At 69.7% G+C, this 22,412-nt stretch carries 19 protein-coding genes; 3 read left to right on the forward strand and 16 right to left on the reverse strand.

Features of this window, described 5'->3' with window-relative positions:
• Window position 1: 1 nt before the first annotated feature.
• The gene (gene hmpA, locus ACIPQB_RS12875; protein WP_446485634.1) at window positions 2-1,213 is read right to left on the reverse strand and encodes an NO-inducible flavohemoprotein; all 1,212 of its coding nucleotides are present in this window, start codon (window positions 1,211-1,213) and stop codon (window positions 2-4) included.
• Between the two features lie 31 nt (window positions 1,214-1,244).
• A complete protein-coding gene (locus tag ACIPQB_RS12880) occupies window positions 1,245-1,652 on the reverse strand; it encodes a group III truncated hemoglobin (RefSeq protein WP_446485635.1) in 408 nt (135 codons plus the stop codon).
• A 108-nt stretch (window positions 1,653-1,760) separates the two neighbouring features.
• Here ACIPQB_RS12880 and ACIPQB_RS12885 point away from each other — a divergent pair, with 108 nt between their 5' ends.
• A complete protein-coding gene (locus ACIPQB_RS12885) occupies window positions 1,761-2,189 on the forward strand; it encodes an Rrf2 family transcriptional regulator (RefSeq protein WP_446485636.1) in 429 nt (142 codons plus the stop codon).
• A 117-nt stretch (window positions 2,190-2,306) separates the two neighbouring features.
• Complete coding sequence (locus ACIPQB_RS12890) at window positions 2,307-2,843, forward strand: hemerythrin domain-containing protein (protein WP_446485637.1); 537 nt, start codon at window positions 2,307-2,309, stop codon at window positions 2,841-2,843.
• 23 nt (window positions 2,844-2,866) lie between these two features.
• Here the strand turns inward: ACIPQB_RS12890 and ACIPQB_RS12895 are convergent, their stop codons facing one another.
• The 12 genes from ACIPQB_RS12895 to ACIPQB_RS12950 form a co-directional block, all read right to left on the reverse strand.
• Complete coding sequence (locus tag ACIPQB_RS12895; protein ID WP_446485638.1) at window positions 2,867-4,225, reverse strand: DUF1501 domain-containing protein; 1,359 nt, start codon at window positions 4,223-4,225, stop codon at window positions 2,867-2,869.
• Window positions 4,226-4,233: 8 nt separating this feature from the next.
• Window positions 4,234-5,946, reverse strand: a complete 1,713-nt coding sequence (locus ACIPQB_RS12900; RefSeq protein ID WP_446485639.1) for a DUF1800 domain-containing protein — start codon at window positions 5,944-5,946, stop codon at window positions 4,234-4,236.
• A gap of 72 nt (window positions 5,947-6,018) precedes the next feature.
• Window positions 6,019-7,011 (reverse strand): P-type DNA transfer ATPase VirB11, encoded by a 993-nt coding sequence (virB11, locus tag ACIPQB_RS12905; RefSeq protein ID WP_446485640.1) that lies wholly within the window; start codon window positions 7,009-7,011, stop codon window positions 6,019-6,021.
• A complete protein-coding gene (locus tag ACIPQB_RS12910) occupies window positions 7,008-8,123 on the reverse strand; it encodes a TrbI/VirB10 family protein (RefSeq protein WP_446485641.1) in 1,116 nt (371 codons plus the stop codon). The genes virB11 and ACIPQB_RS12910 overlap by 4 nt, the downstream gene beginning before the upstream one ends.
• The gene (locus ACIPQB_RS12915; protein WP_446485642.1) at window positions 8,120-8,833 is read right to left on the reverse strand and encodes a TrbG/VirB9 family P-type conjugative transfer protein; all 714 of its coding nucleotides are present in this window, start codon (window positions 8,831-8,833) and stop codon (window positions 8,120-8,122) included. Before ACIPQB_RS12915 ends, ACIPQB_RS12910 begins: the two co-directional genes overlap by 4 nt.
• Window positions 8,834-8,862: 29 nt before the next feature.
• Window positions 8,863-10,038 (reverse strand): type IV secretion system protein, encoded by a 1,176-nt coding sequence (locus tag ACIPQB_RS12920; RefSeq protein ID WP_446485775.1) that lies wholly within the window; start codon window positions 10,036-10,038, stop codon window positions 8,863-8,865.
• On the reverse strand, window positions 10,038-12,413 hold the full coding sequence (locus tag ACIPQB_RS12925; RefSeq protein WP_446485643.1) for a VirB4 family type IV secretion/conjugal transfer ATPase: 2,376 nt from the start codon (window positions 12,411-12,413) through the stop codon (window positions 10,038-10,040). Before ACIPQB_RS12925 ends, ACIPQB_RS12920 begins: the two co-directional genes overlap by 1 nt.
• The gene (locus ACIPQB_RS12930) at window positions 12,392-12,679 is read right to left on the reverse strand and encodes a type IV secretion system protein VirB3 (protein WP_446485644.1); all 288 of its coding nucleotides are present in this window, start codon (window positions 12,677-12,679) and stop codon (window positions 12,392-12,394) included. The genes ACIPQB_RS12925 and ACIPQB_RS12930 overlap by 22 nt, the downstream gene beginning before the upstream one ends.
• A gap of 6 nt (window positions 12,680-12,685) precedes the next feature.
• On the reverse strand, window positions 12,686-13,003 hold the full coding sequence (locus ACIPQB_RS12935; protein WP_446485645.1) for a TrbC/VirB2 family protein: 318 nt from the start codon (window positions 13,001-13,003) through the stop codon (window positions 12,686-12,688).
• Entirely contained in the window at window positions 13,003-13,569 is a 567-nt protein-coding gene (locus tag ACIPQB_RS12940; RefSeq protein ID WP_446485646.1) for a lytic transglycosylase domain-containing protein, read from the reverse strand. Before ACIPQB_RS12940 ends, ACIPQB_RS12935 begins: the two co-directional genes overlap by 1 nt.
• A 360-nt stretch (window positions 13,570-13,929) precedes the next feature.
• Window positions 13,930-14,838, reverse strand: coding sequence for a polysaccharide deacetylase family protein (locus ACIPQB_RS12945; protein WP_446485647.1), 909 nt, complete (start codon window positions 14,836-14,838; stop codon window positions 13,930-13,932).
• Between the two features lie 6 nt (window positions 14,839-14,844).
• Window positions 14,845-16,080, reverse strand: coding sequence for an SGNH/GDSL hydrolase family protein (locus ACIPQB_RS12950; protein ID WP_446485648.1), 1,236 nt, complete (start codon window positions 16,078-16,080; stop codon window positions 14,845-14,847).
• A gap of 376 nt (window positions 16,081-16,456) precedes the next feature.
• Between ACIPQB_RS12950 and ACIPQB_RS12955 the strand changes: the two genes are divergently transcribed.
• Window positions 16,457-19,348 (forward strand): TonB-dependent receptor, encoded by a 2,892-nt coding sequence (locus tag ACIPQB_RS12955; RefSeq protein ID WP_446485649.1) that lies wholly within the window; start codon window positions 16,457-16,459, stop codon window positions 19,346-19,348.
• 222 nt (window positions 19,349-19,570) lie between these two features.
• Here ACIPQB_RS12955 and rnr read toward each other — a convergent pair whose 3' ends face one another.
• Both rnr and ACIPQB_RS12965 read right to left on the reverse strand, forming a co-directional pair.
• On the reverse strand, window positions 19,571-21,883 hold the full coding sequence (gene rnr, locus ACIPQB_RS12960; protein ID WP_446485650.1) for a ribonuclease R: 2,313 nt from the start codon (window positions 21,881-21,883) through the stop codon (window positions 19,571-19,573).
• 160 nt (window positions 21,884-22,043) lie between these two features.
• Window positions 22,044-22,412 (reverse strand): hypothetical protein, encoded by a 369-nt coding sequence (locus tag ACIPQB_RS12965; RefSeq protein WP_446485651.1) that lies wholly within the window; start codon window positions 22,410-22,412, stop codon window positions 22,044-22,046.

Consider the following 22,412-nt stretch of genomic DNA (forward strand, 5'->3'; position numbering starts at 1 on the left):
GTCAGGCCGCCAGCGCTTCGTCCATGGGGCCGAAGACCTCGTAGTGGATGCGGTCAGCCGGCACGCCGGCCCCGACCAGGCCGTCGACCATGGTTCGCAGGAACGGTCTTGGGCCGCACAGATAGACGTCGGCCTCGGCGAGCGGGGTGTTGGCGGCCAGCCAGTCGAGGGTGATGAAGCCGTCGACATCGTGGGTCTCGCCGACCCGGTCGGCGTGCAGCGGATCGCTGTAGAAGGTGGTCACCGACACCCGGCCGTGGTCGTTGGCCAGGGTCCGGACGTGGCTGTCCAGGGCGTGGACGGCGCTGTTGAGCGCCCCATGGACGAAGTGGGCTTCCAGCTCCGGATGAGCCTTGGCGATGTGCTCGACCATGCTGACCATAGGGGTCAAGCCGACCCCGCCGCTGAGCAGCACCACCGGGCGCGGCGGCTGGCTGGCCAGGAAGAAGTCGCCGGCCGGCGGCGTGGCCTGGAGCACGTCGCCCTCCTGGATCTGGTCGTGCAGGAACCGCGAGCTGACGCCGTGGTCCTCGCGCTTGACCGAGATGCGGTAGCTGTCGGCGCTCGGGCCGGCCGAGATCGAGTAGTTGCGCTTGAGGCCCGGCTGGCCCGGAGCGTCGAAGCGGAAGGTCAGGTACTGGCCCGGCTTGTGGGGAATGACCGGCCCGCCGTCCTTGGGACGCAGCACGAACGAGGTGATCACCGCGCTCTCGCGGATCTTTTGGGCGACCACGAAGTCGCGCCAGCCGGTCCAGCCGCCGGCGTCGGCGATGATCTCGTCGCGGATCAGCTTTTCGCGGCCTTGCAGGACGTCGGCCAGGAACCAGTAGGCCGCGCCCCACGCTTCGAGGATCTCGTCGGTCGCCGCCGCGCCCAGCACGTCCTTGATCGCGCCCAGCAGGGCGGTGGCGACGAAGGGATAGTGCTCGGGCAGGATGTGATAGCCGACGTGCTTCTGGGCGATGCGCTCGACCGCCGGGGCCAGGACGGCCAGGTTGTCGATGTTCTGGGCGTAGGCCAGCACCGCGCCGGCCAGGGCCTTGGTCTGCGTACCGCCTTCGCCCTGGTTGGCGTGGTTGAACAGGGCCTTGATGTGGTCGTCCTGGAACAGGCGGGCGTACATCGCCTGGGTGATGGCCGGGCCGTGGGCGGCCAGGGCCGGGACGGTGGCCTTGACGCGCGCGATCACGTCCGCGCTCAGCGCAGCTGCCATTTTCTCTCTCCGTTTCTGGGTTTCGGTCCGGCTAGAGCGCCGCGGCCGTGCGAGGGGCGTCCGTCTCGGGACGATAGTGAAGGGCCAGGTCCAGGCTCTGGGCGATCCGCGCCGCCTTGGCCTGCAGGGCGGCGGCGACCGGCGGCGACAGGATTTCGTCGGTCGCTTGGTTCCACAGCTCCAGCCAGCGGTCGAACATGTCCGGGGTGATGCGGGCGCCGTGGCGCAGGTGGGCTTGAACCGGATGGCCCTTGTAGCGGCCGCTGGCCAGCATCACCGACGACCAGAAGTCGGTCAGGGTTCGCAGGTGGCGGTCCCAGTCCTCCACCGCGTCGTTGAACACCAGACCCAGGCGCCGGTCGGCGCGGACGCGGGCGTAGAAGCGCTTCAGCAGGGTCGGCAGGGCCGCTTCGATCTCGTGGGCGTGGCCGGGGTCCATGGGAGCGCCTAATTGATGCGTTGAAAATGCATCTATTGCGGCGCCCCTAAACATGCAACAGGAATATTGGTTTTACGTAGTCGCCCTTAGGGGCCTGACGGAGCGACGATGCGGCTGACCCGCTACACCGACTACGCCATGCGGGTGCTGCTGCACCTGGCGGCGCGGGACGACGGCCTGGCCTCGATCGGCGAAATCGCCAGCCTCTACCGCATCTCCCAGAACCACCTGATGAAGGTGGTGCAGGACCTGGGCAAGGCCGGCTTCGTGCGCACGGTGCGCGGCCGCGGCGGCGGCGTCGCCCTGGCCAAGCCGGCCGACCAGATCGTCATCGGCCAAGTGGTGCGCCACACCGAGGACGGCTTCCGGCTGGTCGACTGCAGCGACTGCCTGATCGCTCCGGCCTGCAGCCTGCCGCGCGTGCTCAACGAGGCGACGGCGGCGTTCATCGCCGTGCTCGACAAGTACACGGTGGCCGACCTGATGGACCGACGCCACCAGATGCGGCCGCTGTTCGGCATCCTGGAGCCGAGCTAAGCCTGCGCCGAACGCTCCGGCGGATTGATACCGGTTCTCAGCTAGCTCGGCCGGGGGAACTCAGCGAGCGTGGGCCGCCTTAAACCAAGGGTTTCAATCGCTTCAGGAGATTTCCCCATGGTCGCCTCCGCCAAGTCCTCGACCAAGTCCAAGACCAGCGCCAAGTCGCGCCGCACACGCCGCACTGGCCAGCGCGATCCCCTGGCCGTCCGCCTGCTCAAGCAGGATCACCGGGAGGTCGAGGGCTGGTTCGACGAATACGAACAGCTTGAGGACGACGCCGAAAAGCTGGAGCTTTTCAATAAGATCGCCCTGGCGCTCAAGGTCCATACCCAGATCGAGGAAGAGATCTTCTATCCGGAGGAGCGCGGCCAGGTCGAGGACGACATGCTCGACGAGGCCTTCGTCGAACACGACGGCGCCAAGAAGCTGATCGCCGAGATCGAGGCGATGGAGCCGAGCGACGAGTTTTATGACGCCAAGGTCAAGGTGCTGGGCGAGTACATCAAGCACCACGTCAAGGAAGAGGAACAGCCCGGCGGCATCTTCGCCCAGGCCAAGAAGGGCGACGAGGACCTCGACGCCATGGGCGAGCGGCTGAAGATCCGCAAGGAACAACTGATGGCCGAGTTGGAGCCCGAGCGGCCGCACTGACGGCGGCCGCGCGTGGTCCCGGTCTATCCGAACAGGGGCACGGGACCGCGTCCGCCGCCGTTCCAGGTCGACCAGTTGGGGAAGACATAGGGCAGGTCGGCCGAGCTGACGCCGTACCACTGGGCGATGGCGCCGACATATTCCTCGATGGCGATGGTGGGGATCCAGCGACCGTCGCCCGCCGCGTCGTCGGGGCCACCGAAGCTCATGTCCGGATAGAGGCCGTGCACCTTGCGCGAGGCCAGAGCGGCGCCGAGCACCAGGTGGTTCGAGCCCCAGGCGTGGTCGGCGCCGCCATTGGCGTTGGGTTTGAAGACCCGACCGAAGTCGGACATCGTAAAGGCGGTGACGTTGTTGGCCAGACCCAGCGCCTTCATGGCGCTGTAGAAACCGGCCAGGGCCATGGCGAGATCGGCATAGAGGAAGTTGTGCATCCCCAGCTCGTTGGTGTGGGTGTCGTAGCCGCCCTGGCTGACGAAAAAGGTCTGCTTGGCGTGCCCCAGGCTGCCGCGCGCCTCGATCATCCGAGCGGCGCGCAGCAGTTGTCTGGAGATGTCGCTGGTCAGGGCTGCGCCGGTGACGGGATTTTTGAAGTGCTGGTCGACGGTCGAGCTGGCGGCGGTGATGATCGCGTTGGCGGCGCTCGCCTGGGCGTAGGTCGACGACATGCCCCGGCTGGTCAGGTCGGTGACCGCGCCGAACGACGAGGCGTCGGAAAAGGTTTCCAGCGCCGCCTGGCGCGCCACCACCGCGGCGTCGGTGCTGGCGGCGTTGTAGCCGTAGCGGCTGATGGGGCCGGAGGAGGGCAGGACCAGGGGCGACTTCTGGGCGCCGATCAGGGCCAGTTGCGAGCCGGCGATCGAGATCAGCGGCGGCAGGTCGGCTTTCTCTGCCTTGTCGAGGATGCGGCCCATGAAGCCGTCCTTGTTGCTGTCGCGCATGCGCAGGCCCTGCCATTGGTTCTGCTGGTCCTCATGCGACATCAGGTTCAGCGGACGCAGGTCGGGGCGGCTCTGGTAGAGGCTCTTGGTCAGCGGCTGATAGAGCGTTCCGGTGTTGAGCACCGCGCTGAGGGCGCCTTCATCCCAGGCGGTCTTCAGGGGCGCGAAGGCCGGGTGCAGGGCGAAGCCCGTGCCGGTCAGCGGCGTCAGCGTGTCCTGCTTCAGGGCGATGCCGGCGCGCCGGGTCGCATAGGTGGCGTACCGGCCGTCATTGGGCACCACCATGTTCCAGCCGTCGTTGCCGCCGAACAGGAACACGCCGACCATGGCGCGGTAGGTGGAGGTGTCGGCCAGGGCGGCTGAGCGCCCGATCTGGGCGAGGGCGGCGGCGGCCGAGGCGCCGGCGATCAGCCGGCCGAAATCACGACGAGACAGGGACATGGCGGGGCTTACCGGTCGACTTGGAATTGCGGGGAGGTCGCGACGATGTAGAGCGCGGTCTGGGCGCGCTTGTGGGCCTGGACGGTCGGGTCGTTGTTCTTGACCGCGGTGATCGCCGACGACAGGGCGGCGCGCTGGGCCGAAGTCATGGTCTTGTTCAGGAAGACCAGGTCCAGCCGATCGATCAGCTTGTCCGGGTCGGCGGCCAGGGCTTCCCAGTCGGCCCAGGCCAGCTGAGTGCCGGTCGAGCCGGCGAAGAAGGCGGACGGCTGGAACTCGGCGCGGGTCTGCTCGCCGGCCATGGTCCAGTCCCAGACCAGGTTGTGGCGCGCGATCACCGTGGAGGTGGTCATCAGCTTGCTGACCGGGCTGAGCTGGCCGTCGCCGAGCGGCAGGGGGAAGTCATAGGGATAGAAGTTGAAGACCGAAGAGGGGCGGAAGGGCATCTGACCCAGGGCGTTGTCGCGCGTATAGAAGGTGTAACCGTCCGTCTTGAAGCCGAGGGCGCGGCCCAGGCTGGTCAGGAACAGCACTGGTTCCTTGATCTTGCCCGGCGTGGCGGCCGAGCCGCGGGCTTCCGGGTCGGTCAGGATGGCCTTGATCACCGCCTTCAGGTCGCCGCGCACGCCCGCGCCGTTGTTGACGAAGACCGCCGACACCCGCCCGACATAGGCGGGCGACGGATTGCCGATCACCAGCTGCTGGATCAGGCGCTTGGAGACGAAGGGCGCGATGTTGGGGTGATTGAACAGGGCGTCGACCACGGCGTCGACGTTCTGCTGCTGGCTGGCGCCGGCCGGGACCGTGGTTCCCAGGAAACTCTTGGCGCCGGTGTCGAACCGTGCGGCGACCGTCACCATCGGCTTGGAATAGTCGATCTTCTTGTTGTCGGTGGCCGCAGCCCCGTCGAAGCGGGCGTAGGTCCAGCCGCTGAGCGCCCGGGCCACCTCCTTAACGTCGGCGCCGCCATAGGTGGCGATCGGCGCGTTGTCGGCCCCCAGCTGCGGGCTGCTGTCGGGGTTCAGCAACACCGGGCCGACCGAGAACAGCTGCATCAGCTCGCGGGCGTAGTTCTCGTTGGGCGCGCTCTTGTTGCTGTCGGCCATGTCCAGGTAGTCGCCCATGAACGGGCTCAGCGTGGCCTGGGCCAGGATGTCGCGATAGTTGCCGAAGGCGTTGGCCAGCAGGATCTGGTTGAAGGTCGCCAGGCCGGCGGTGGTGTGCACCTCCAGGTCCGAGGCCACCACGATCTGCGACAGGGCGAAGGCGACCCGCTGGCGCAGCTGGTCGTCGGCGCCCAGGGCGTTGGTGTAGAACCGCATCGCCACCGGCGCGGCGCTGAAGTTGTCGCGGTTGCAGTTGGTCAGGTCCTGGCCGGTCAGGCCGCTGGCGCTGCAGAAGTCGGTGGCCACCGGCTTGGCGGCGATGTCGGCATAGCTGCTGTTGCTCAGCGCGAACTGCTCGTCGATCCAGGCCGAGGCGCTCTTGAGCGCCACAATATGGTCGATCAGGGCCGGGGTCGGGCCGAACGTCGCCTGCTTGGCCAGGCGCGCGGCCTCGGCGGCGCTGATGACCACGGGCGCCGGCGGGGGCGCGGCTTCGGGCGTGCCGCCGCCGCCGCCGCCGGAGCTTCCGCCGCCGCCGCCGCCGCCCCCGCCGCAGGCCGCCAGAAACAGGGCGAGAGACAGGCCGGCTCCCGTGCCGAAAGAGTTGATACGCATACGCAAGTCCCCGATCGCGCCCGCCGGGCGGGCGCGCTGTAAAGTCGAAATCAAAGCTGGTGGAGGTCGCCGCTATCGGTCGATGAAGACGATCTCCCTGACGACGCGCGCGCCGCCCTGTCGCTGGAGCTGGACGAAGACATCGACGACGCGCTCGACATGGTCGATGACGTCCTGGCGCCGCAGGTTGGCGCCGGCCTGCAGGGCCATCAGCGCCAGCTGCTCGATCGCCCCGCGCGGATCGTCGGCATGGATCGTGGTCATCGAGCCCGGATGGCCGCTGGCCACCGCGCGCAGGAAGCTGAACGCCTCGGCCCCGCGCAGCTCGCCCAGGATGATCCGGTCGGGCCGCAGCCGCAGCGAAGCCTGCAGCAGGTCCTCGACCCCCACCCGGGCTTCGCCCTGGTCGCCGCGCACGGCCACCAGGCCGACGGCGTTGGCGTGGACCAGTCGGATCTCCGGCGCGTCCTCGATCAGCACCAGGCGCTGGTCGAGCGGGACCTCCTTGAGCAGGGCGTTGAGGAAGGTGGTCTTGCCGGTCGAGGTGCCGCCGCTGACGACGATGTTCTTGCCGGCGCGCACCGCCGCCGCCAGGAAACCCGGCACGTCTCCGGCGTCCAGCTGGGCGCGGAGAGCGGCGTCGGCGCGAAGGCGCGGCTTCAGGACCTCCGCGAAGGCGCCGGCCCGCGCATAGTCGGCCAGCGACAGGTCCGACACCACGTGCTTGCGGATCGCCATGACCACGCCGCCGCGGGTGGCCGGCGCGGCGACGACCTGCACCCGCGCCCCGTCCGGCAGCACGGCCGACAGCAGGGGATGCTCGCGGCTGACGCCCTGGTGCGACAGGGCCGCGACCTGGCGGGCCAGCCGCCAGAGATTGGTCTCGTCAAGAGCTGGGACCTCGATCCGCTCCAGCCCGCCGCCCAGCCGCTCGACCCACAGCTCGCCGGGCCGGTTGACATAGAGGTCGGTGACCGCCGGCTCCTCCAGCCACGGGGCCAGCGGGGCCAGATAGGCCTCCAGATAGACGCCCGTCGCCAGGCTGGATGCGGCCTGGAGGCTCATCGGATGGCGTTCCGCACGCCGGAGAAGTCGAGGTCGCGGGCGACGAACACCGTTACCGGCGCGCCCTGCGCCGTCTGGATGGTCGGCGAGGTCGTGCTCGGCTTGGCCGTGTTGGCGAGGTTGGCGGCCTCGGCGGCCGAGCCGATATAGATCTGCGAATTGGTGCGGACATTGCTGACCGCCGCGACGCCGGCGTTGAGCACCGACATCAGGATCGAGCCGCCGAAGCGGGTGAAGAAGTGGCGGTCGACCTCGCCGGTCAGGCCGCCGCGGCCCAGGGGGTCGGCGGCCGGCGAGCCGATCTGGATCGTCACCCCGTCCGGCCGGATCACCCGCGTCCAGATCACGAAGACGCGCGAGGCCCCCAGGGCGACGCCGGACTTGTACTGGCCGATCACCCGACTGCCGCGCGGAATCAGCACGGTCGAGCCGTCGAAGCTGCGGACGTCGCGGGTGACCATGGCCCGGGCCAGGCCCGGCAGGTCGGAATTGATCGCCGTCTCCATCACCGCCGGGATTACCGCGCCCTGCGGCACGACGGCGTCGAGGTTCTGCAGGGTGGTGGCGCGGGCCGTGGCCGCCTCGTCCAGCGACACCCGGTCGGCGAAGCGTTCGTCGGCGCTGCGGCCGGTATCGGCGGCCGGAACGGCGACGCTGGTTGCCGCCGTGCTGGCCTTGACCAGGACGGCCGATCGTTCGCCGCCGAAGTCGACGACCAGGGCCGGGGCGCGGCGGCGGGCCGACAGGTCGGCGGAGAGGGCGGCGGGCGCAGCGCTCATCGGCGGCAGCGGCGCGGCGACGGGCGTGCTGTTGTCGACGGTGAACTGCGGGGCGGGCACGGCGTAGAGCGGACCCTTGGCGACCGGCGGCGGCGCGGGTGTCGCGACCGGGGCCAGGACGGCGACGGCGGCCCGCTGCGGGCGGTCCTGGGCGTCGGCGCGATGGCTCGACATCCACAGCAACAGGCCTGCGCCCAACACCCCGAAGCCGGCGAGGATGGCGAGATTGGAGACCCCGGCCCCGCGCGCCACCACAGGGCGGGCCTGGGCGTCGGCGGCGGCCAGGTCCTGGACGAGGTCCGGCGCCTGGCGCGGATCGAGATCGGGGGTCATCCGGCCTTCTCCATGCCGTAGCCGCCGTTGACGATGGTGGCGGTGGCCTTGCCGCTGCGCAGCACGAAGCGCGGCGCCAGCTGGTCGACGACCATGTAGCCGTCGCGGACCACGGCGTTGGCCAGGCCCTCGACGCCGTCGGGACCGATCACGAAGACGGCCGGCAGGTCGGCCTGGTCGGGCCAGGCGAAATAGGTGGCGGTCCCGTCGTCGAAGATCCGCACGGGCCGCAGGGCGGCCGCGCCCTGGGTGCTGTAGGCGGTGTTGCGGGCGACCGGCGCGGTCGGCGCCGCCTTGGCGACGACGGCGACCGGGGGCTCGGCCGGATAGCGGAAGCGCACGACATAAGCGGCGTCGGCGGCCGAGGCCTTGGGCTTGGCCACGGCCAGTTCGAACACGTAGCGACCGCGATCGGTGACGACGGTCATGTTGGTGGCCGGAGCCCGGTCGACGGGCTTGAGGAACAGCAGGTTGGCCCGCTTGTTGGGCGTGACCTGCCAGCCCATGGCGTCGCCGATCGAGACGTTCTCGATGCGCTCGTCGGGGCCGAACTCCAGCATGGTCTGGAAGCCCATGAAGCCGGTCAGGCGGATCACCTGGTCGGGACTGTAGGCGAAGGTGCGGATGTGCGGGTCGGTCGGGACCTGCCGGGCCAGGGCCGGGCTGGCCAGGGCCGAGGCGATCGACAGGGCGAGAAGCAGGCGCTTCACGGCGGAAACTCCGGAACGGGAAAACAGGGTCACAGGTCCCTCCGGGCGCCGGCGGCGCCAAGACGCGGGGCGGAAGGGCGGCGGTAGCTGGCGCCGAGCGGCGTCGGTGCGGCGACGGGCGAGGGCTCGAACGACGGCCCCTGGGGGGACGCCACGGCCAGGCGGCGGGCCCCGGCCAGCGAAATCGTCGCCGTCGTGGCGGCGTCGCGGCGCTCCAGCGCCAGGGCCGCGGCGGCGACATGGGCGGCGCGCGAGCGCGGCTCGACCTGGGCGGTTGCATAGCGGCCGGCGGCCGGGGCCTCGGCCGGATCGCTGGAGGCCGGCGCGGGGCGCGGCAGGCGCAGGCCGGCGGCGGTCACGGCGACGGCGATGGCGGCCAGCACCAGCACGGCGGCGAACACCAGGCTGAGCACCAGCACGGTGACGGCCGGGCCGGTGTCGAGCGGCGCGAACTGCTGGGCCTGGCGCATCGCCGCCAGGGCCCTCAGCGACGGCTCCAGCATCGCCAGCTCCAGGGCCAGGGCCAGGGTGGCGACCATCGGCAGGACGGCCAGGGCGATCATCGCCTTCAGCCAACCCTCGACCAGGCCCTTCGTGGTCTCGAACAGCAGCAGGCCTGCGATCAGCGGGGTCAGGGCCAGCAGCACCGCCAGCACCACCTTGCAGGCCAGGACCACGCCCAGGGTCGAGAGCAGCATGACCATGCCGCCGCCATTGACCGCGAAGGCGGCGAAGGCGGGGCCGCCCTGCAGGGCCGAGTCCCGCGCCCCGGCCCGGGACGCGAACGAGGCGGCCGAGGCCTGCAGGGCGTCGAAGACCGATTGCAGGGCGGCGAACGGGTCGGCATGGACGCCGCCCAGCTGGCCCAGCAGCAGGCCGCCGATCTGGGCGGGGGCCTGGAACAGGGCGTCATAGGCGAGGGTCTCGATCAGCGCCCAGTTGGTGGCCAAGGCCACGACCAAGCCCAGCTTGATCACCGAGACGGTGATGTCGCCCATCCGCAGGCCGCCGCGGCCCAGCACCAGCCGGTAGCCGATGAAGGCGACATAGAGGGTCATCAGCACGGTCAGCAGGGTCGCGACCGGCGAGCCCGGGGCGGCCAGGACGGCGTAGCCGGCCTCGGCCAGGCCATGGACCTTGCAGTCGACCGAGCCCATCAGGCCGGCGACGAGGGGAGCGGCGGAGGCGGCGCAGGCGGCGACCATCACGCGGCCTCCTTCAGCAGCCGGGCCATCCAGGCCTCAGGCGCGTCGCCCAGGACCTGGCGCAGGGCGTCCAGTTTCCGCACCGTGCTCTCGCGGCCCGACAGCACGGTCAGCAGCTCGGGCGCGCCGGCCAGGTTCAGGCGGGCGACGACGCTGTCGGTCCCGTGCTTGATCAGGAAGCAGCGGGCGGTGTCGGGCAGGCTTTTGACCAGCTCGAACTCATGCTGGGTCAGGCCGAAGCCGTCGCAATAGTCCCGCGCCTGGGCCTTGGGATTGGCCATGAAGATCTGGGTGGCGGCCTGTTCGATGATGGCGCTGGCGATGCGGCTTTCCAGGGCGTCCTGGGCGCTCTGGGTGGCGAAGCCGACCAGGCCGTTGCGCTTGCGCAGGGTCTTTTCCCAGTCCTTGATCCGGGCCACGAAGACGTCGTCGTCGAGCGCCTTCCAGCCTTCGTCGATGACGATCAGAGTCGGATGGCCGTCCAGGCGCTGCTCGACCCGGTGGAACAGGTACATCATCGCCGGGGTGCGCAGGGTCGGGTCGTCCAGCAGCTGGGTCATGTCGAAGCCGAGCGTGGCCTGGTCGAGGTCGAGCCCGTCCTCGGCGTTGTCGAACAGCCAGGCGTGCTCGCCCGCGCCGTGCCAGGGGGCCAGGCGGGCGGCCAGGTCGGCGGCGTCGGGGCGGCGGGCGCCCTTGAACAGCTCGGCGAAGAACCGCAGCCGGCGCAGCTTGGGCGCCTGGTCGTAATTGGCGTCGACCGCGTCCTTGATCCGGGCCAGGTCGTCGGCCGAGAGGGCCTCGCCGGGCAGGGCGACCAGCCGCGCGGCCCAGTCGGCGAGGAACCGGCGGTTGGCGGCGCTGTCGGCCAGGGCCAGCGGGTTGAAGCCGGTCGGCTGGCCGGGGCGCAGCACCTCGTAGCGGCCGCCGATGGCGCGCAGGAAGATCTCGGCCCCGCGGTCCTTGTCGAAGAACACGGTGCGCGGCCGGTACTTCTGGGCCTGGGCCAGCAGGAAGTTCAGCACCACGGTCTTACCCGAGCCGGACGGGCCGATGATCGTGAAGTTGCCTAGATCGCCCTTGTGGAAGTTGAAGTGGTAGGGACCGGCCGAGGTGGTCTCCAGCAGCGTCACCGCCGGACCCCAGGGGTTGCCGAAGGCCCGTCCGACCGGGAAGTTGTGGCCGCTGGCGAAGCCGGCGAAATTGGCCGTCGAGATCATCGCCCGGCGAGCGATGTCCTTGAAGTTGCCCGGGAACTGGGCCCAGAAGGCCGGCTCCAGATTGATGTCCTCACGCACCGCGATGGCGCCCATCTCGGTGAAGGCCGACAGCACCTCGGCGGTCGACTGGTCCAGGCCCTGAAGGGTCTCGCCGCGCACCAGCACGCTCAGGTGATGCTCGCCGAAGGCGGCGCGGCCGGAGACCACGTCGTCCTTGGCCCGGATCAGGTCGGCGCGCAGGCTCAGGCCGTCGTCATCCGCGGCCCGCATCCGGCGCAGGGCCAGGTTCATCTTCTCCAGGGTCGGCTGGCGGTCGACGAAGCCGAAGCTCTGGGTGACCACCATCTCGCAGGGCAGGCGCAGCAGGTCGTCGAGCAGGCCGGCGCTGGTCTGGGCCGGATAGTCCTTGATCGAGACCAGGGCGCCGAAGCCGCGGGGCAGGGCGCCGGCCCGCGACAGCTCCAGGGTCTCCAGGCCGAAGCTGACCCGGCGATAGGGCAGGTAGTCACCGGCGTCGCCCTGCGGGGCCAGCACTGGGCGCATCTCGCCGTTATAGAGGCAGGACAGGAACTCCAGCGGCTCCGAGCACGGGCCCTGGGCGCCGTCATAGAGTCCCAGCACCCGCGCGCCATAGGGCGCCAGGGCCGAGACCAGGCTGTCGCGGGCTGCGTCGAGTTCGCGGCGGTCCTGGGCGGCGGCCGCCTCGGCCCGGGCCCGGTCGACGCCCTTGAGGACCCGCAGCGCCTTGTCGACCAGGCCGCCATGGCCCTGCAGCGGGCGGCGGACCAGGGTCAGGAACAGGTCGTTGACGTAGAGCTTGCGCGCGCCGAGGCGCTCGCGCCAGGCGGTGTCGAGGTCGCGGGCGAAGCCGGGGCTGAACTGCCCCTCGGCCGCGACCCTGGCCTCGCGGCGGATGACGTGGTGGTAGACGGCGAACCGCGAACTGGACAGGCCGCGCAGCATCACGTCGCGCACCGCCTTGCGATAGTTCAGCTCCTCGCTGTCGGCGGTCTCGAACGGCAGGCCGGCCAGGTGGATGATCTGCAGCAGCTGGCCGTCGCGGGTCTCGAGCGTGCGGGGGTCCAGGTGGCGGGCGTAGGGCAGGCGCTTGCCGGCCGACGCTTCCTTGCGGCGGCTCACGGTCGGTAGCTGTTGCATCGCCAGGCCCTGAAATTGGGAATGCGGGGGCAGCGGCTGACCTTGGTCAGCCACAGGTCGAAGATGCGCGGTTCGCGCAGGCAGGCCGCATAGCCGATCGCGTGGATCACCAGCGCCGCGGCGATCGCCCAGAACGACTTGGTGACCAGGAACAGCTCGGTGGTGACCACGCCGTTGATCACGAAATAGCTGTAGGTCACGCCGGCGAACATCTGCGGGCGGGTCAGCGCCCCGAACACCACGTCGCGATCGAGAGGCGCGGCCATCGGCGGCTACGCCCCCGCCGCGGCGCGGATGCCGCTGACGATGGTGGTGGCGCCGAACAGGATGAAGCAGCCGACGATCACCGTGGCCCCGTAGCGCCAGTTCATCCGGCCGGTCAGCATCATGAAGCCAACGGCGGCCACCGCCATCACCGCCACGACGGTGGCGACATTGCCCAGCAAGGTGCCTTGCAGCCACAGCACGCCGGAAAGGATGGCGCCGGAGCCTTGCGGGTCGGCCTGGGCGACCTGGGCGTGGGCCTGGCTGGCCAGGGCCGTGAGGACGGCGGTCAGGGCGGCGGCCTTGGCGTTGAGGAATTTGCGCATCAGTTCGTGACTCCGAGGGCTGGGGCCGCGAGGACGGCGCCGGTGGCGGCCATGCGGCCGAGGATGGCGGTGACGTAGGCCTGGGTCTCGGCGTAGGGCGGCACGCCGCCGTGTCGGCGGACGGCGGCGGGACCGGCGTTGTAGGCGGCCAGGGCCAGCTTCACGTCGCCGCCGAACTGGCCGAGCATCTGGCGCAGGTAGAGCGCGCCGCCGCGGATGTTCTGGGCCATGTCGCCGGCGTCGACGCCGAGGTCGCGGGCGGTGCCCGGCATCAGCTGCATGACGCCCGTGGCGCCGCGATGGGACCGGGCCGACTGGCGAAAGCCGCTCTCGCGCCAGGCGACGGCCTCGACCAGCCTGGGGTCGAGCGAGAACTCGGTCGCGGCCGCGGAAATGTGTTGGCGGACGTCGCCGCCGTTATCGACCGCTGGGCTGTCCTCCACCGCGGCGAGCGGCTGGGCGCCATCGCGCGTGAAGACGGCCGGGCCGCTGAAGCGGGTCACCTCGCCGTCCTGGCCGATCTCGAGAACCTGGGCCTGGGCGCAGGCCCCGATAGCGAGGACCAAGGCTCCAGCCGCCGCGCCGAGAACGCGAACAAGGATATGCGACAAACCAGCCCCCGACGCTACTGACCAACATGGTTAATCAGTTTCTACGGAGTGATTTCTCCGCCAACGATGTGACAAGTTGGCGCAAATACAATATCGGCCTCAGCAACGCGGCGCGCTGGTTAATTCTTAACAAGCTGGGCCGTTGCGAATTCTGAAGAACAACAATCTTTGAAAAGATAATTTCTTGCTAAGCTGAAGGTCTGGCGGCGACCTTCGCCCCCGGGATTCAGCTCGGGCGGCCATTGGCCATTCGACCGCGACGTCAAAAATGCCCCAAAACATGGGCTCGGTAACTGGCCAGGAATGTCTGGCCCTTTACCGGCAGATCCGATCGAGCGCCGCCAGGTCGACCGGATCGGCGGGAACCGGCAGGCCCTTGGCCCGCAGGGCGTTCTCCAGCGTGGTCGGGGCCGGCGGCAGGCCGGGCTCGACGTCGGTGCGGTAGAAGGGATCGGCCTCGGCCTGGGGCAAGGTCGTGAAGCCAAAGCCCTTGGCGCGATAGAGGGCCAGCAGGCGCGGGGCCATGCGGGCGTCGAAGGCGCCGGCGTGCATCAGCAGCACATAGGGAATGTCGCGGCCGTACAGCGCCTTCGACATCGCCCGCGCGCGATCGGCCGTGGCGGCCGCGCCGTCGAGGAAACGCTGCTCCAGGTCGGCGACGGCGGCCTGGTCGCCCTTGGCCACGCAGCGGGCGTAGGGATCGTTGAAGGCGTAGTCGCCAAAGCCCATGGTGACGCTGGCGATGCGATAGCGGTGGGCCGCCAGCCAGGCGCGGACCTCGGCCCGCTTGGCCGGGGTCTCGCCCTCGGACAAGAACGGATAGCGCAGCCAGCGCCAGTCCTCGTCGCCCATCAGCGCTTGCAGCATCGCCTCGTTGCCGGCGATCTCGGCGGTGAAGTCGGCGGCCGAGAGGCTGGCGATGTTGGGGTGCGACCAGGTGTGGTTGCCCAGGGGCTGGCCGGCGTCGCGCCACAGCTTCAGGGCCGGGGCGGAGGCCGGCTCGCGCAGCGTCTGGACGCCGTTGATGAAGCCGAAGGCGGGAGCCTTGGCCTCGGCGAAGGCGGCGAGCAGGGCCTGGGTGATCCCGACCCGCGTCTCGCCGGGCGGCATCGGGCCGTGGGCCGGCAGGTCGTCGAAGGTCAGGGCGATGACCGGGGCCGGGGCGGCGGCCTGGGCCGAGCCGGCGGCGGCCAGGGCGAGGGCGGCCAGGGGCAGGGCGCGCATGGCGGCTCAGCGTCCGAACAGCGACAGCGGCACGGCGTCGGCCATCGCCTTGTAGCCGGCCATCGACGGATGCAGGCCGTCGCCGGAATCCAGGGCCTTGAGCATGTAGGCGGGCCGTTCAGGATCGCGCATCGCCTGGTCGAAGTCGATCACCGCGTCGAAGTGGCCGGGCGCGCGGATCCAGGCGTTGATCGCCTGGCGATCGGCCTCGCTCTCGGGTCCGGGATGGTAATAGGCCGAGCCGGCATAGGGCAGGATGGTCGCGCCGATGACCTTGACGCCCCGGGCGTGGGCGCGGTCGATCATCTGGCGATAGGCGCCGGTGACATTGGCCACCAGGGCCGCGTGGGCCTCGGCGCTGACCGGCTGGTCGCGGGTCAGGACGCCCAGGTCGTTGACGCCTTCGAGCAGGACCAGGTGGGTGACGCCGGCCTGGGACAGCACGTCGCGCTCGAAGCGAGCCATGGCGTTGGGCCCCGAGCCGTCCTGCAGCACGCGGTTGCCGCCGATGCCCTGGTTCAGCACGCCCAGCGACCGGGTCTTGGAAGAGGCCTGCAGGCGCTGGGCCAGGACGTCGGTCCAGCGCTGGTTGGTGTTGGCGGCCACGCCGTAGCCGTCGGTGATGCTGTCGCCGAGCACGACGATCGCGCCGGCCTTGGCCGCGGCCACGTCGACGCTCGCGATCTGGAACCAGTGGTCGACGGTCCTGGCCCCCGGCAGGTCGGGATCGGCGACATGGTCGCCGGCCAGGACGTAGGAGGTGGCCCGCGATCCGGGGTGGCTGGTCTGGACGGCGGGCGCGGCCTCATAGCGCAGGCTGATCGCCAGGCTGGCCAGCGGCGCGGCCTTCAGGGCGACCGGGTCCGACCAGTAGTCGGCGCCGGCCGGGATCGTCACCTGGGCGCGGCCGGAGAAGGTGAGGGGACGGCTGCTGGCCGGGTCGATCCGGGGGCTGTCGGGCGCGGCCGACAGGGCGACCTGGGCGGCGGCGATGGTCAGGGGCTGGGTTCCGAAGGCGTTCGACAGCCGCACCCGGACGGTGTCGCCGCCGAGGCTGAGCCGCATCACCTGGCGCAGGGTGGCGTCCTGGAAGGCCTCGGCGGGCAGGGCGTTCTTGCTGTCGGCGACCATCTGCGACGAGGCCCATGAGCCGGTCCAGCGCAGGGTTTCGGCCTGGACGGCGCCGGCCAGGGCGGCGGCCAGGGCCAGGGCGATCAGGGTCGGGCGCGCAAGCGATCTCATGGCCATGTCTCTCCCCAGCTCCGTCTTGTTAGATCTCGTTGAGTGTACGGTAGCGGTAACATCTGTAGAGTCGGCGCGCTCCCTTGTAAATCGCCGACCGCGTGACCGGTTGGACCGGAAACAGCGCAGGGCCGGCAGGTCGACATCGCCACAGCCCCCGCGATCGGCGCCGGAAGGCGGCGTGTCCGGGAAACCGGTGTCGCGGGGGCTTGCGCTCGTCATTTGTCCGATTATTGTAGTTATATTATGAGATATATTCCTGACATGTGGGAATATGTCTGTGTAACACAATGGGCCAGACCGGAACAGCCGGCGCTCGGGCGGGAAACAGCGAGGGCCGGCGCACAGACGCGGGCTCATCGTCAGGAGGGATAGGATGTCGTCATTCACGCGTGGCCTGGGCGCCAGTTGCTCGATCATGGCCTTGGCCCTGGGGGCCGCCCTGACGGCGACCGCCGCCAGCGCCCAGACCGCGGCGCCCGCCGCCCCGGCCGGCGACACGGTCGAGGAGGTGGTGGTCACCGGCTTTCGCGAAAGCCTGCGCAGCGCCCTGAACATCAAGCGCCAGTCCTCCGCCGTCGTCGACGTCATCAAGGCCGAGGACATCGCCGACTTCCCCGACGCCAACCTGGCCGAATCGATCCAGCGGGTGCCCGGGGTGTCGATCACCCGGGTGGCGGGGGAGGGGCGCACCATCACCGTGCGCGGCCTGCCGCCGGCCTTCACCCGGGTGCGGATCAACGGCATGGAGGCCCAGTCGACCAGCGGCGCCACCACCAGCGATCGCGGCGCCAATCTGGGCCGCGGCTTCGACTTCAACACCTTCGCCTCGGAGCTGTTCAGCGGCATCACCGTGCGCAAGACCGCCCAGGCCGAGGTCATCGAGGGCTCGCTGGGCGCGACGGTCGACCTGGAGACCGCCAAGCCGCTGGACCGCAAGGGCTTCACCTTGGTGCTCGGCGCCTCGGCCGGCTACAACGACCTGTCCAAGAACTCCGACCCCAAGTTCACCGCCGTGATCGGCGACACCTGGGACACCGGCTGGGGCGAGTTCGGGGCCCAGGCCTCGCTGGCCTACAGCAAGCGCGACTTCCTCGAGGACCAGTGGGGATCGGGCGGCTGGAATCCGGCCACCATCGACGGCGGCTTCTGCACCCCCGTGGGCCGCGCGGCGCAGAACCCGCCCACCAACGCCGCCAATGGCACGGACGCCCTCAACTGCGCGACCGGCGTGGCTCGCCCGGCCGCCAACGACACGGTCTACGACCAGGCCAACCGCGCGACGGTGTTCTTCCCGCGCCTGCCGCGCTACGGTCGCTTCCACCACGACCAGGAGCGCACCGGCGCCACCCTGGCCCTGCAGTGGAAGCCCACCTCGCGCACTTCGCTGAGCTTCGACGCCCTCTATTCCAACTATGACGTCAAGCGCGAGGAGAACTGGCTGGAGGGCTTCTCGTTCGCGCGCCCGATCACCCAGAATGGCAAGCCACAGACGGCGGTGCGTGAGCTGATCCTGCGCGAGGCGGGAACCAGCCACACGGGCGGCGAAAATCTGGGCAAGACGGTCTACGACGTCGACTACGCCCGCTTCGACGGCGTCGACATGCGCTCCGACACCCAGCACGACGAGTTCCAGAACGTTTTCCAGCAATATACCTTGGCCGGAACGCAGGAGCTGACCGACCGTCTGAAGGTCTCCGGCCTGATCGGCTATTCGAAGTCCGACTATGATCAGCCGAAGACGACGACGATCATGTTCCAGCGTCCCAACGCCGGCATGACCATCGACTTCCGCAAGAACCGCGACCAGCCGACCATCACCCACGACTTCGACGTCGCCGACGCCAGCCTCTACAGCTTCGGGGCGCCCAACGCCGAGGTGCGGCTGCAGCAGACCTTCACCACCAACATCTACCGGACCGGCGAACTGAACCTGGCCTGGGCCTATGACGACGCCCTGACGCTCAAGGTCGGTGCGCACTATGACGAGTTCTCGTTCGACACCTCCGCCAAGCAGCGGTCGAACAACTTCCTGGTCCCGACTCTGAGCACGGCCGAACTACAGGCGGTGACCAAGGTGGTCAGCGGTTTCGGCGGCCACGGCATCGACGATGGCGTGTTCCCCACCAGCTGGGCGACCATCGACTACGACAAGTTCGTCGCCAGCCAGAACCTTTACAGCGACACGGGGATGTACGCCCTGATCCCCAACAACGGCGGCATCCGGCGCGTCGACGAGAAGGTCGCCTCGGCCTATTTCGAGGCCGATCTCAAGACCGAGATCGGGGGGCTGCCGGTGCGCGGCGACGTCGGCTTCCGGTTCGCCCAGACCGAGCTGGAGTCGCGCGGCAACCAGATCGGCGGCGTGCAGGTCAACGCCGACAACAAGTATCACGACGTTCTCCCGTCGGTGAACTTCGCGGTCGACATGACCGACGACCTGATGCTGCGCTTCTCGTGGGCCAAGGTCGTCGCCAGGCCGGACCTGGGCTTCCTTACGCCAGGCGGCAGCCTGAACCTGAACGGCACGCCCTCGATCACCTCGGGCAACCCCGACCTGGATCCGATCCGGGCCACGACGGTCGACTTGGGGGCCGAATGGTACTTCGCGCCGGGCGGCCTCCTGGGAGTCGGGGTGTTCTACAAGGACATCGAGACCTACGTTCAGAACCAGTCCCAGCAGATGAGCTTCCGGCAAACGGGGCTGCCGTTGTCGCTGCTCGGATCGTCGCAGCTCGATCCAGACAACAGCTTGTTCACCGTCACCAGACCCGTGAACACGCCGGGCGGGCCGCTGAAGGGTCTTGAGATCAACTACCAGCAGGCGTTCACCTTCCTGCCGGGTCTGCTGCGCCACACCGGCGCGCTGATCAACTACACCTATGTCCATTCCCAGATCGACTACTTCCTGGCCAACGGCCAACTCACCACCAACGACCTCGTCGGCCTGTCCAAGAACGCCTACAACGCCACGCTCTATTACGAGGACGACAAGTTCAGCGCCCGCATTTCGGCCTCCTACCGCGACAAGTCGATCGTCGCCCTGCCGGCCAACAATCCGTTGCAGGACCTGGAGGGCTATTCCCCGAACCTGACCTTCGACTTCGCCGCCTCGTACCAGATCAACGACCACTTCAAGCTGTCGCTGGAAGGGCTGAACATCTTCGACCGCTTCAACCGGCAGTTCATCGACTCCGACCGCGACAGCACTTTCGTCTACACCCACACCGGCCGGCAGTTTAACCTCGGCCTGCAGTACAAGTTTTAGGATGCTTGCCGGATGAGGTTGGTCAGAACTTAAAGGCCGCTCATTCGTTTCTTGTCGTCATCCCGGGCCTTGTGCCCGAGACCCATCTGTCCGCCGCAAGGGCGGTGGGGTGGCGCGCCAGCGCGCCAAGGCGCTTCACGTGTAAGCTGAACCATGGGTCCCGGGCACGAGGCCCGGGATGACGCCGTTGGTGGGGGAACGTCGGAACCAAAGCGGCGTTGACTACCGCCGCTTGCCCCGCCGCACGCCCTTGGGCAGGCCGCCGCGCGGCTTGACCGGGGCGCGGGCCCGGACGCCGAGCCGGGGCCGCGGGGCCTTGGGATCGGCCGGCAGGGCTTCGGTCAGCATCTCGAACAGCAGGCCGCCGGTCACCGGCGTGGCCTCGCGCAGCTTGACCTCGACCGCCAGGCCCAGCGGGAAGCGCTTGCCGGTGCGCTCGCCGACCAGGGCGTGCATGCGGTCGTCATGGACGAAATATTCCTCGCCCAGGGTCGACACCGGCACCAGGCCGTCGGCCCCCGTCTCGTCCAGCTTCACGAACAGGCCAAAGCGCGTGACGCCGGTGATCCGGCCGTTGAAGGTCGCGCCGACCCGGTCGGCCAGGAAGGCGGCGATGTAGCGGTCGGTGGCGTCGCGCTCGGCGGCCATGGCCCGGCGCTCGGCGTGGGTGATGACCTCGGCGGTGTCCTTGATCTGGGCGATGTCCTGGTCGGTCAGGCCGTCGTTCCCCAGGCCGAGGGCCCGGATCAGCGCCCGATGCACGATCAGGTCGGCGTAGCGGCGGATCGGGCTGGTGAAGTGGGCGTAGCGGGCCAGGTTGAGGCCGAAATGGCCCAGGTTATCGCTGGAATAGTGGGCCTGCATCTGGGTGCGCAGGACCACCTCGTTGATGATCGCCGCGTGCGGGCTCTCGCGGGTGTCGTCCAGCAGCTTGTTGAAGCGGGCGGTGGTCGGGGCCTCGCCCTTCGACCACTTGACCTCCAGCGTCTGCAGGAACTCGACCAGGCTCATGACCTTTTCCTGGCTGGGCGTGTCGTGGACCCGGTAGATCAGCGGCGTGCGCTTGGCCTCCAGGCTCTCGGCGGCGCAGACATTGGCCTGGATCATCATCTCCTCGATCAGCTTGTGAGCCTCGAGGCTGGCGCGGCGGGTGATCGACTGGATCTCGCCCTCCTTGATGACGATGCGACGCTCGTCGCTCTCGATGGCCAGGGGCGAGCGCTGCTCGCGGCCCTTGCCCATCAGCCGGAAGGCCGCCCACAGCGGCTGCAGGATCGGATCGAGCAGCGGTCCGGTCTTGTCGTCCGGTTGGCCGTCGATGGCGGCCTGGGCCTGCTCGTAGGACAGCTTGGCGGCGCTGCGCATCAGGCCGCGCACGAACCGGTGGCTCTTCTTGCGGCCCTGGGCGTCGAACACCATCCGCACCGCCAGGGTCGCCCGGTTCTCGCCTTCGCGCAGCGAACACAGGCCGTTGGACAGGGTCTCGGGCAGCATCGGCTCGACCCGGTCGGGGAAGTAGACGCTGTTGCCCTTCTCGCGGGCGTCGCGGTCGAGGGCCGAGCCGGGGCGGACATAGGCGGCGACGTCGGCGATGGCCACCCAGACGACCCAGCCGCCGACATTGCCGGCCTCCGGGTCGGGATGGGCGTAGACGGCGTCGTCGTGGTCGCGGGCGTCGACGGGGTCGATGGTCACGAACGGCAGGTCGCGCAGGTCGTCGCGACCCTCCAGGGTCGGCGGCTGGGCCGCGCCGGCCTCGGCCTCGGCTTCTTCCGAGAAGCCGGTCGGGATGCCGTGGCTATGGATGGCGATCAGCGAGGCGGCGCGCGGGTCATCCTCGCTGCCGACCACCTCCAGCACCTTGCCGAACTTGGGACCGTAGCGGCCCGAGGCCGTGCCCACCTGGGCCAGGACCAGGTCGCCCTCCTTGAGGTCCTTGGCCTCCTGCTCATTGAGCAGCAGGCTTTCCTTGGACTTGCGATCGACGGGCTCGACCCGGCTCTCGCGGCGGTGCTTGCGGATCACGCCCAGAACCTTGTGAGCGCTCTGGCCCAGGCGCTTGATCAGCCGCGCCTCGGTCTCGCCGCTCTCGAGCGTTTCGAACCGGACCAGCAGGCGGTCGCCCAGGCCCGGGGCCCCGCCGGCCGCCACGTCGCCCTTGCCGGGCGCCAGGCGGACCAGCGGCACGTCCTCGGCGGCCTTGGTCAGGCGGACATAGAGATCGCCGTCAGGATCGCGCTCGACCACGTCGGCGACGCCGACGGGGGGCAGGGCGCCGGCTTCGGCGAAGCCGCGCCGTCCGCGCTTGCCCAGGGCCCCCTGGGCCTCCAGCTCGCGCAGCATCTCGCGCAGGCCCCGGCGGTCAGCGCCCTTGAGGCCGAAATGGCGGGCGATGTCGGCCTTGCCCGCCTCGCCGGCGTCGCGAAGGAAGGCGATCAGCGTCTCGCGATCGGGTAGGCCGGCGGGCGGCCTGGCGCCTGCGGCCTTGGCGGCGGCTGGGAATTTCGACGATTTGGGCGAGCGCGGTTTGGCCATGTCCTGGCTTAACCCGGCGAGGGGGCGAATGGCCAAGGGAAAGCGTTCGAGGCGGCCCGCCCCGAGCATCCTTTGAGGCTCGCCTGCGGCTCGCACCTCAGGAAGAGGCGTTTTGTTGCTGAATTCCTCATCCGACCCGCCGGGCAGCTGTCAGCAGGTCTCAGTACAGATCCTCGATCCGCTGCGGGAGCGACTGCGGCGGCGGTTCTTCCTTCTTCTTCTCCGGAGTCGGCGTAGCCGGCGGGGTCTCGATGACCGGCGGCTCGTCGGCGGCGGGGGCCTCGATCGTTTCGACCGGCTTGGGCGGCGGCGCGGCGACGGGCGGCGGGGGCGCGACCTCGACCGGGGCCGGCGTGGCCTCGCGCACCGGCACGCCGGAGACCTCGGCCAGGGGCGCGGTCGAGGCGGTCCGGTCGCGGCTGTCGTCGTGCAGGGCGTTCTTCAGGCCGAAGGCGAAGCCGCCGACGCTGATCGCGGCAAGGATCATCACCACGACAGGCAAGGGCAGGGGGCGTTCGAGCGACGTCAT

The sequence above is a fragment of the Caulobacter sp. LARHSG274 genome, from assembly GCF_052871235.1.

Excerpts from the sequence above, each read along its gene's own strand:
- hmpA (WP_446485634.1), bottom strand. The coding sequence starts at position 1,213 with ATGGCAGCTGCGCTGAGCGCGGACGTGATCGCGCGCGTCAAGGCCACC.
- ACIPQB_RS12880 (WP_446485635.1), bottom strand. The coding sequence starts at position 1,652 with ATGGACCCCGGCCACGCCCACGAGATCGAAGCGGCCCTGCCGACCCTG.
- ACIPQB_RS12885 (WP_446485636.1), top strand. The coding sequence starts at position 1,761 with ATGCGGCTGACCCGCTACACCGACTACGCCATGCGGGTGCTGCTGCAC.
- ACIPQB_RS12890 (WP_446485637.1), top strand. The coding sequence starts at position 2,307 with ATGGTCGCCTCCGCCAAGTCCTCGACCAAGTCCAAGACCAGCGCCAAG.
- ACIPQB_RS12895 (WP_446485638.1), bottom strand. The coding sequence starts at position 4,225 with ATGTCCCTGTCTCGTCGTGATTTCGGCCGGCTGATCGCCGGCGCCTCG.
- ACIPQB_RS12900 (WP_446485639.1), bottom strand. The coding sequence starts at position 5,946 with ATGCGTATCAACTCTTTCGGCACGGGAGCCGGCCTGTCTCTCGCCCTG.
- virB11 (WP_446485640.1), bottom strand. The coding sequence starts at position 7,011 with ATGAGCCTCCAGGCCGCATCCAGCCTGGCGACGGGCGTCTATCTGGAG.
- ACIPQB_RS12910 (WP_446485641.1), bottom strand. The coding sequence starts at position 8,123 with ATGACCCCCGATCTCGATCCGCGCCAGGCGCCGGACCTCGTCCAGGAC.
- ACIPQB_RS12920 (WP_446485775.1), bottom strand. The coding sequence starts at position 10,038 with ATGGTCGCCGCCTGCGCCGCCTCCGCCGCTCCCCTCGTCGCCGGCCTG.
- ACIPQB_RS12925 (WP_446485643.1), bottom strand. The coding sequence starts at position 12,413 with ATGCAACAGCTACCGACCGTGAGCCGCCGCAAGGAAGCGTCGGCCGGC.
- ACIPQB_RS12930 (WP_446485644.1), bottom strand. The coding sequence starts at position 12,679 with ATGGCCGCGCCTCTCGATCGCGACGTGGTGTTCGGGGCGCTGACCCGC.
- ACIPQB_RS12935 (WP_446485645.1), bottom strand. The coding sequence starts at position 13,003 with ATGCGCAAATTCCTCAACGCCAAGGCCGCCGCCCTGACCGCCGTCCTC.
- ACIPQB_RS12945 (WP_446485647.1), bottom strand. The coding sequence starts at position 14,838 with ATGCGCGCCCTGCCCCTGGCCGCCCTCGCCCTGGCCGCCGCCGGCTCG.
- ACIPQB_RS12950 (WP_446485648.1), bottom strand. The coding sequence starts at position 16,080 with ATGAGATCGCTTGCGCGCCCGACCCTGATCGCCCTGGCCCTGGCCGCC.
- ACIPQB_RS12955 (WP_446485649.1), top strand. The coding sequence starts at position 16,457 with ATGTCGTCATTCACGCGTGGCCTGGGCGCCAGTTGCTCGATCATGGCC.
- rnr (WP_446485650.1), bottom strand. The coding sequence starts at position 21,883 with ATGGCCAAACCGCGCTCGCCCAAATCGTCGAAATTCCCAGCCGCCGCC.
- ACIPQB_RS12965 (WP_446485651.1), bottom strand. The coding sequence starts at position 22,412 with ATGACGTCGCTCGAACGCCCCCTGCCCTTGCCTGTCGTGGTGATGATC.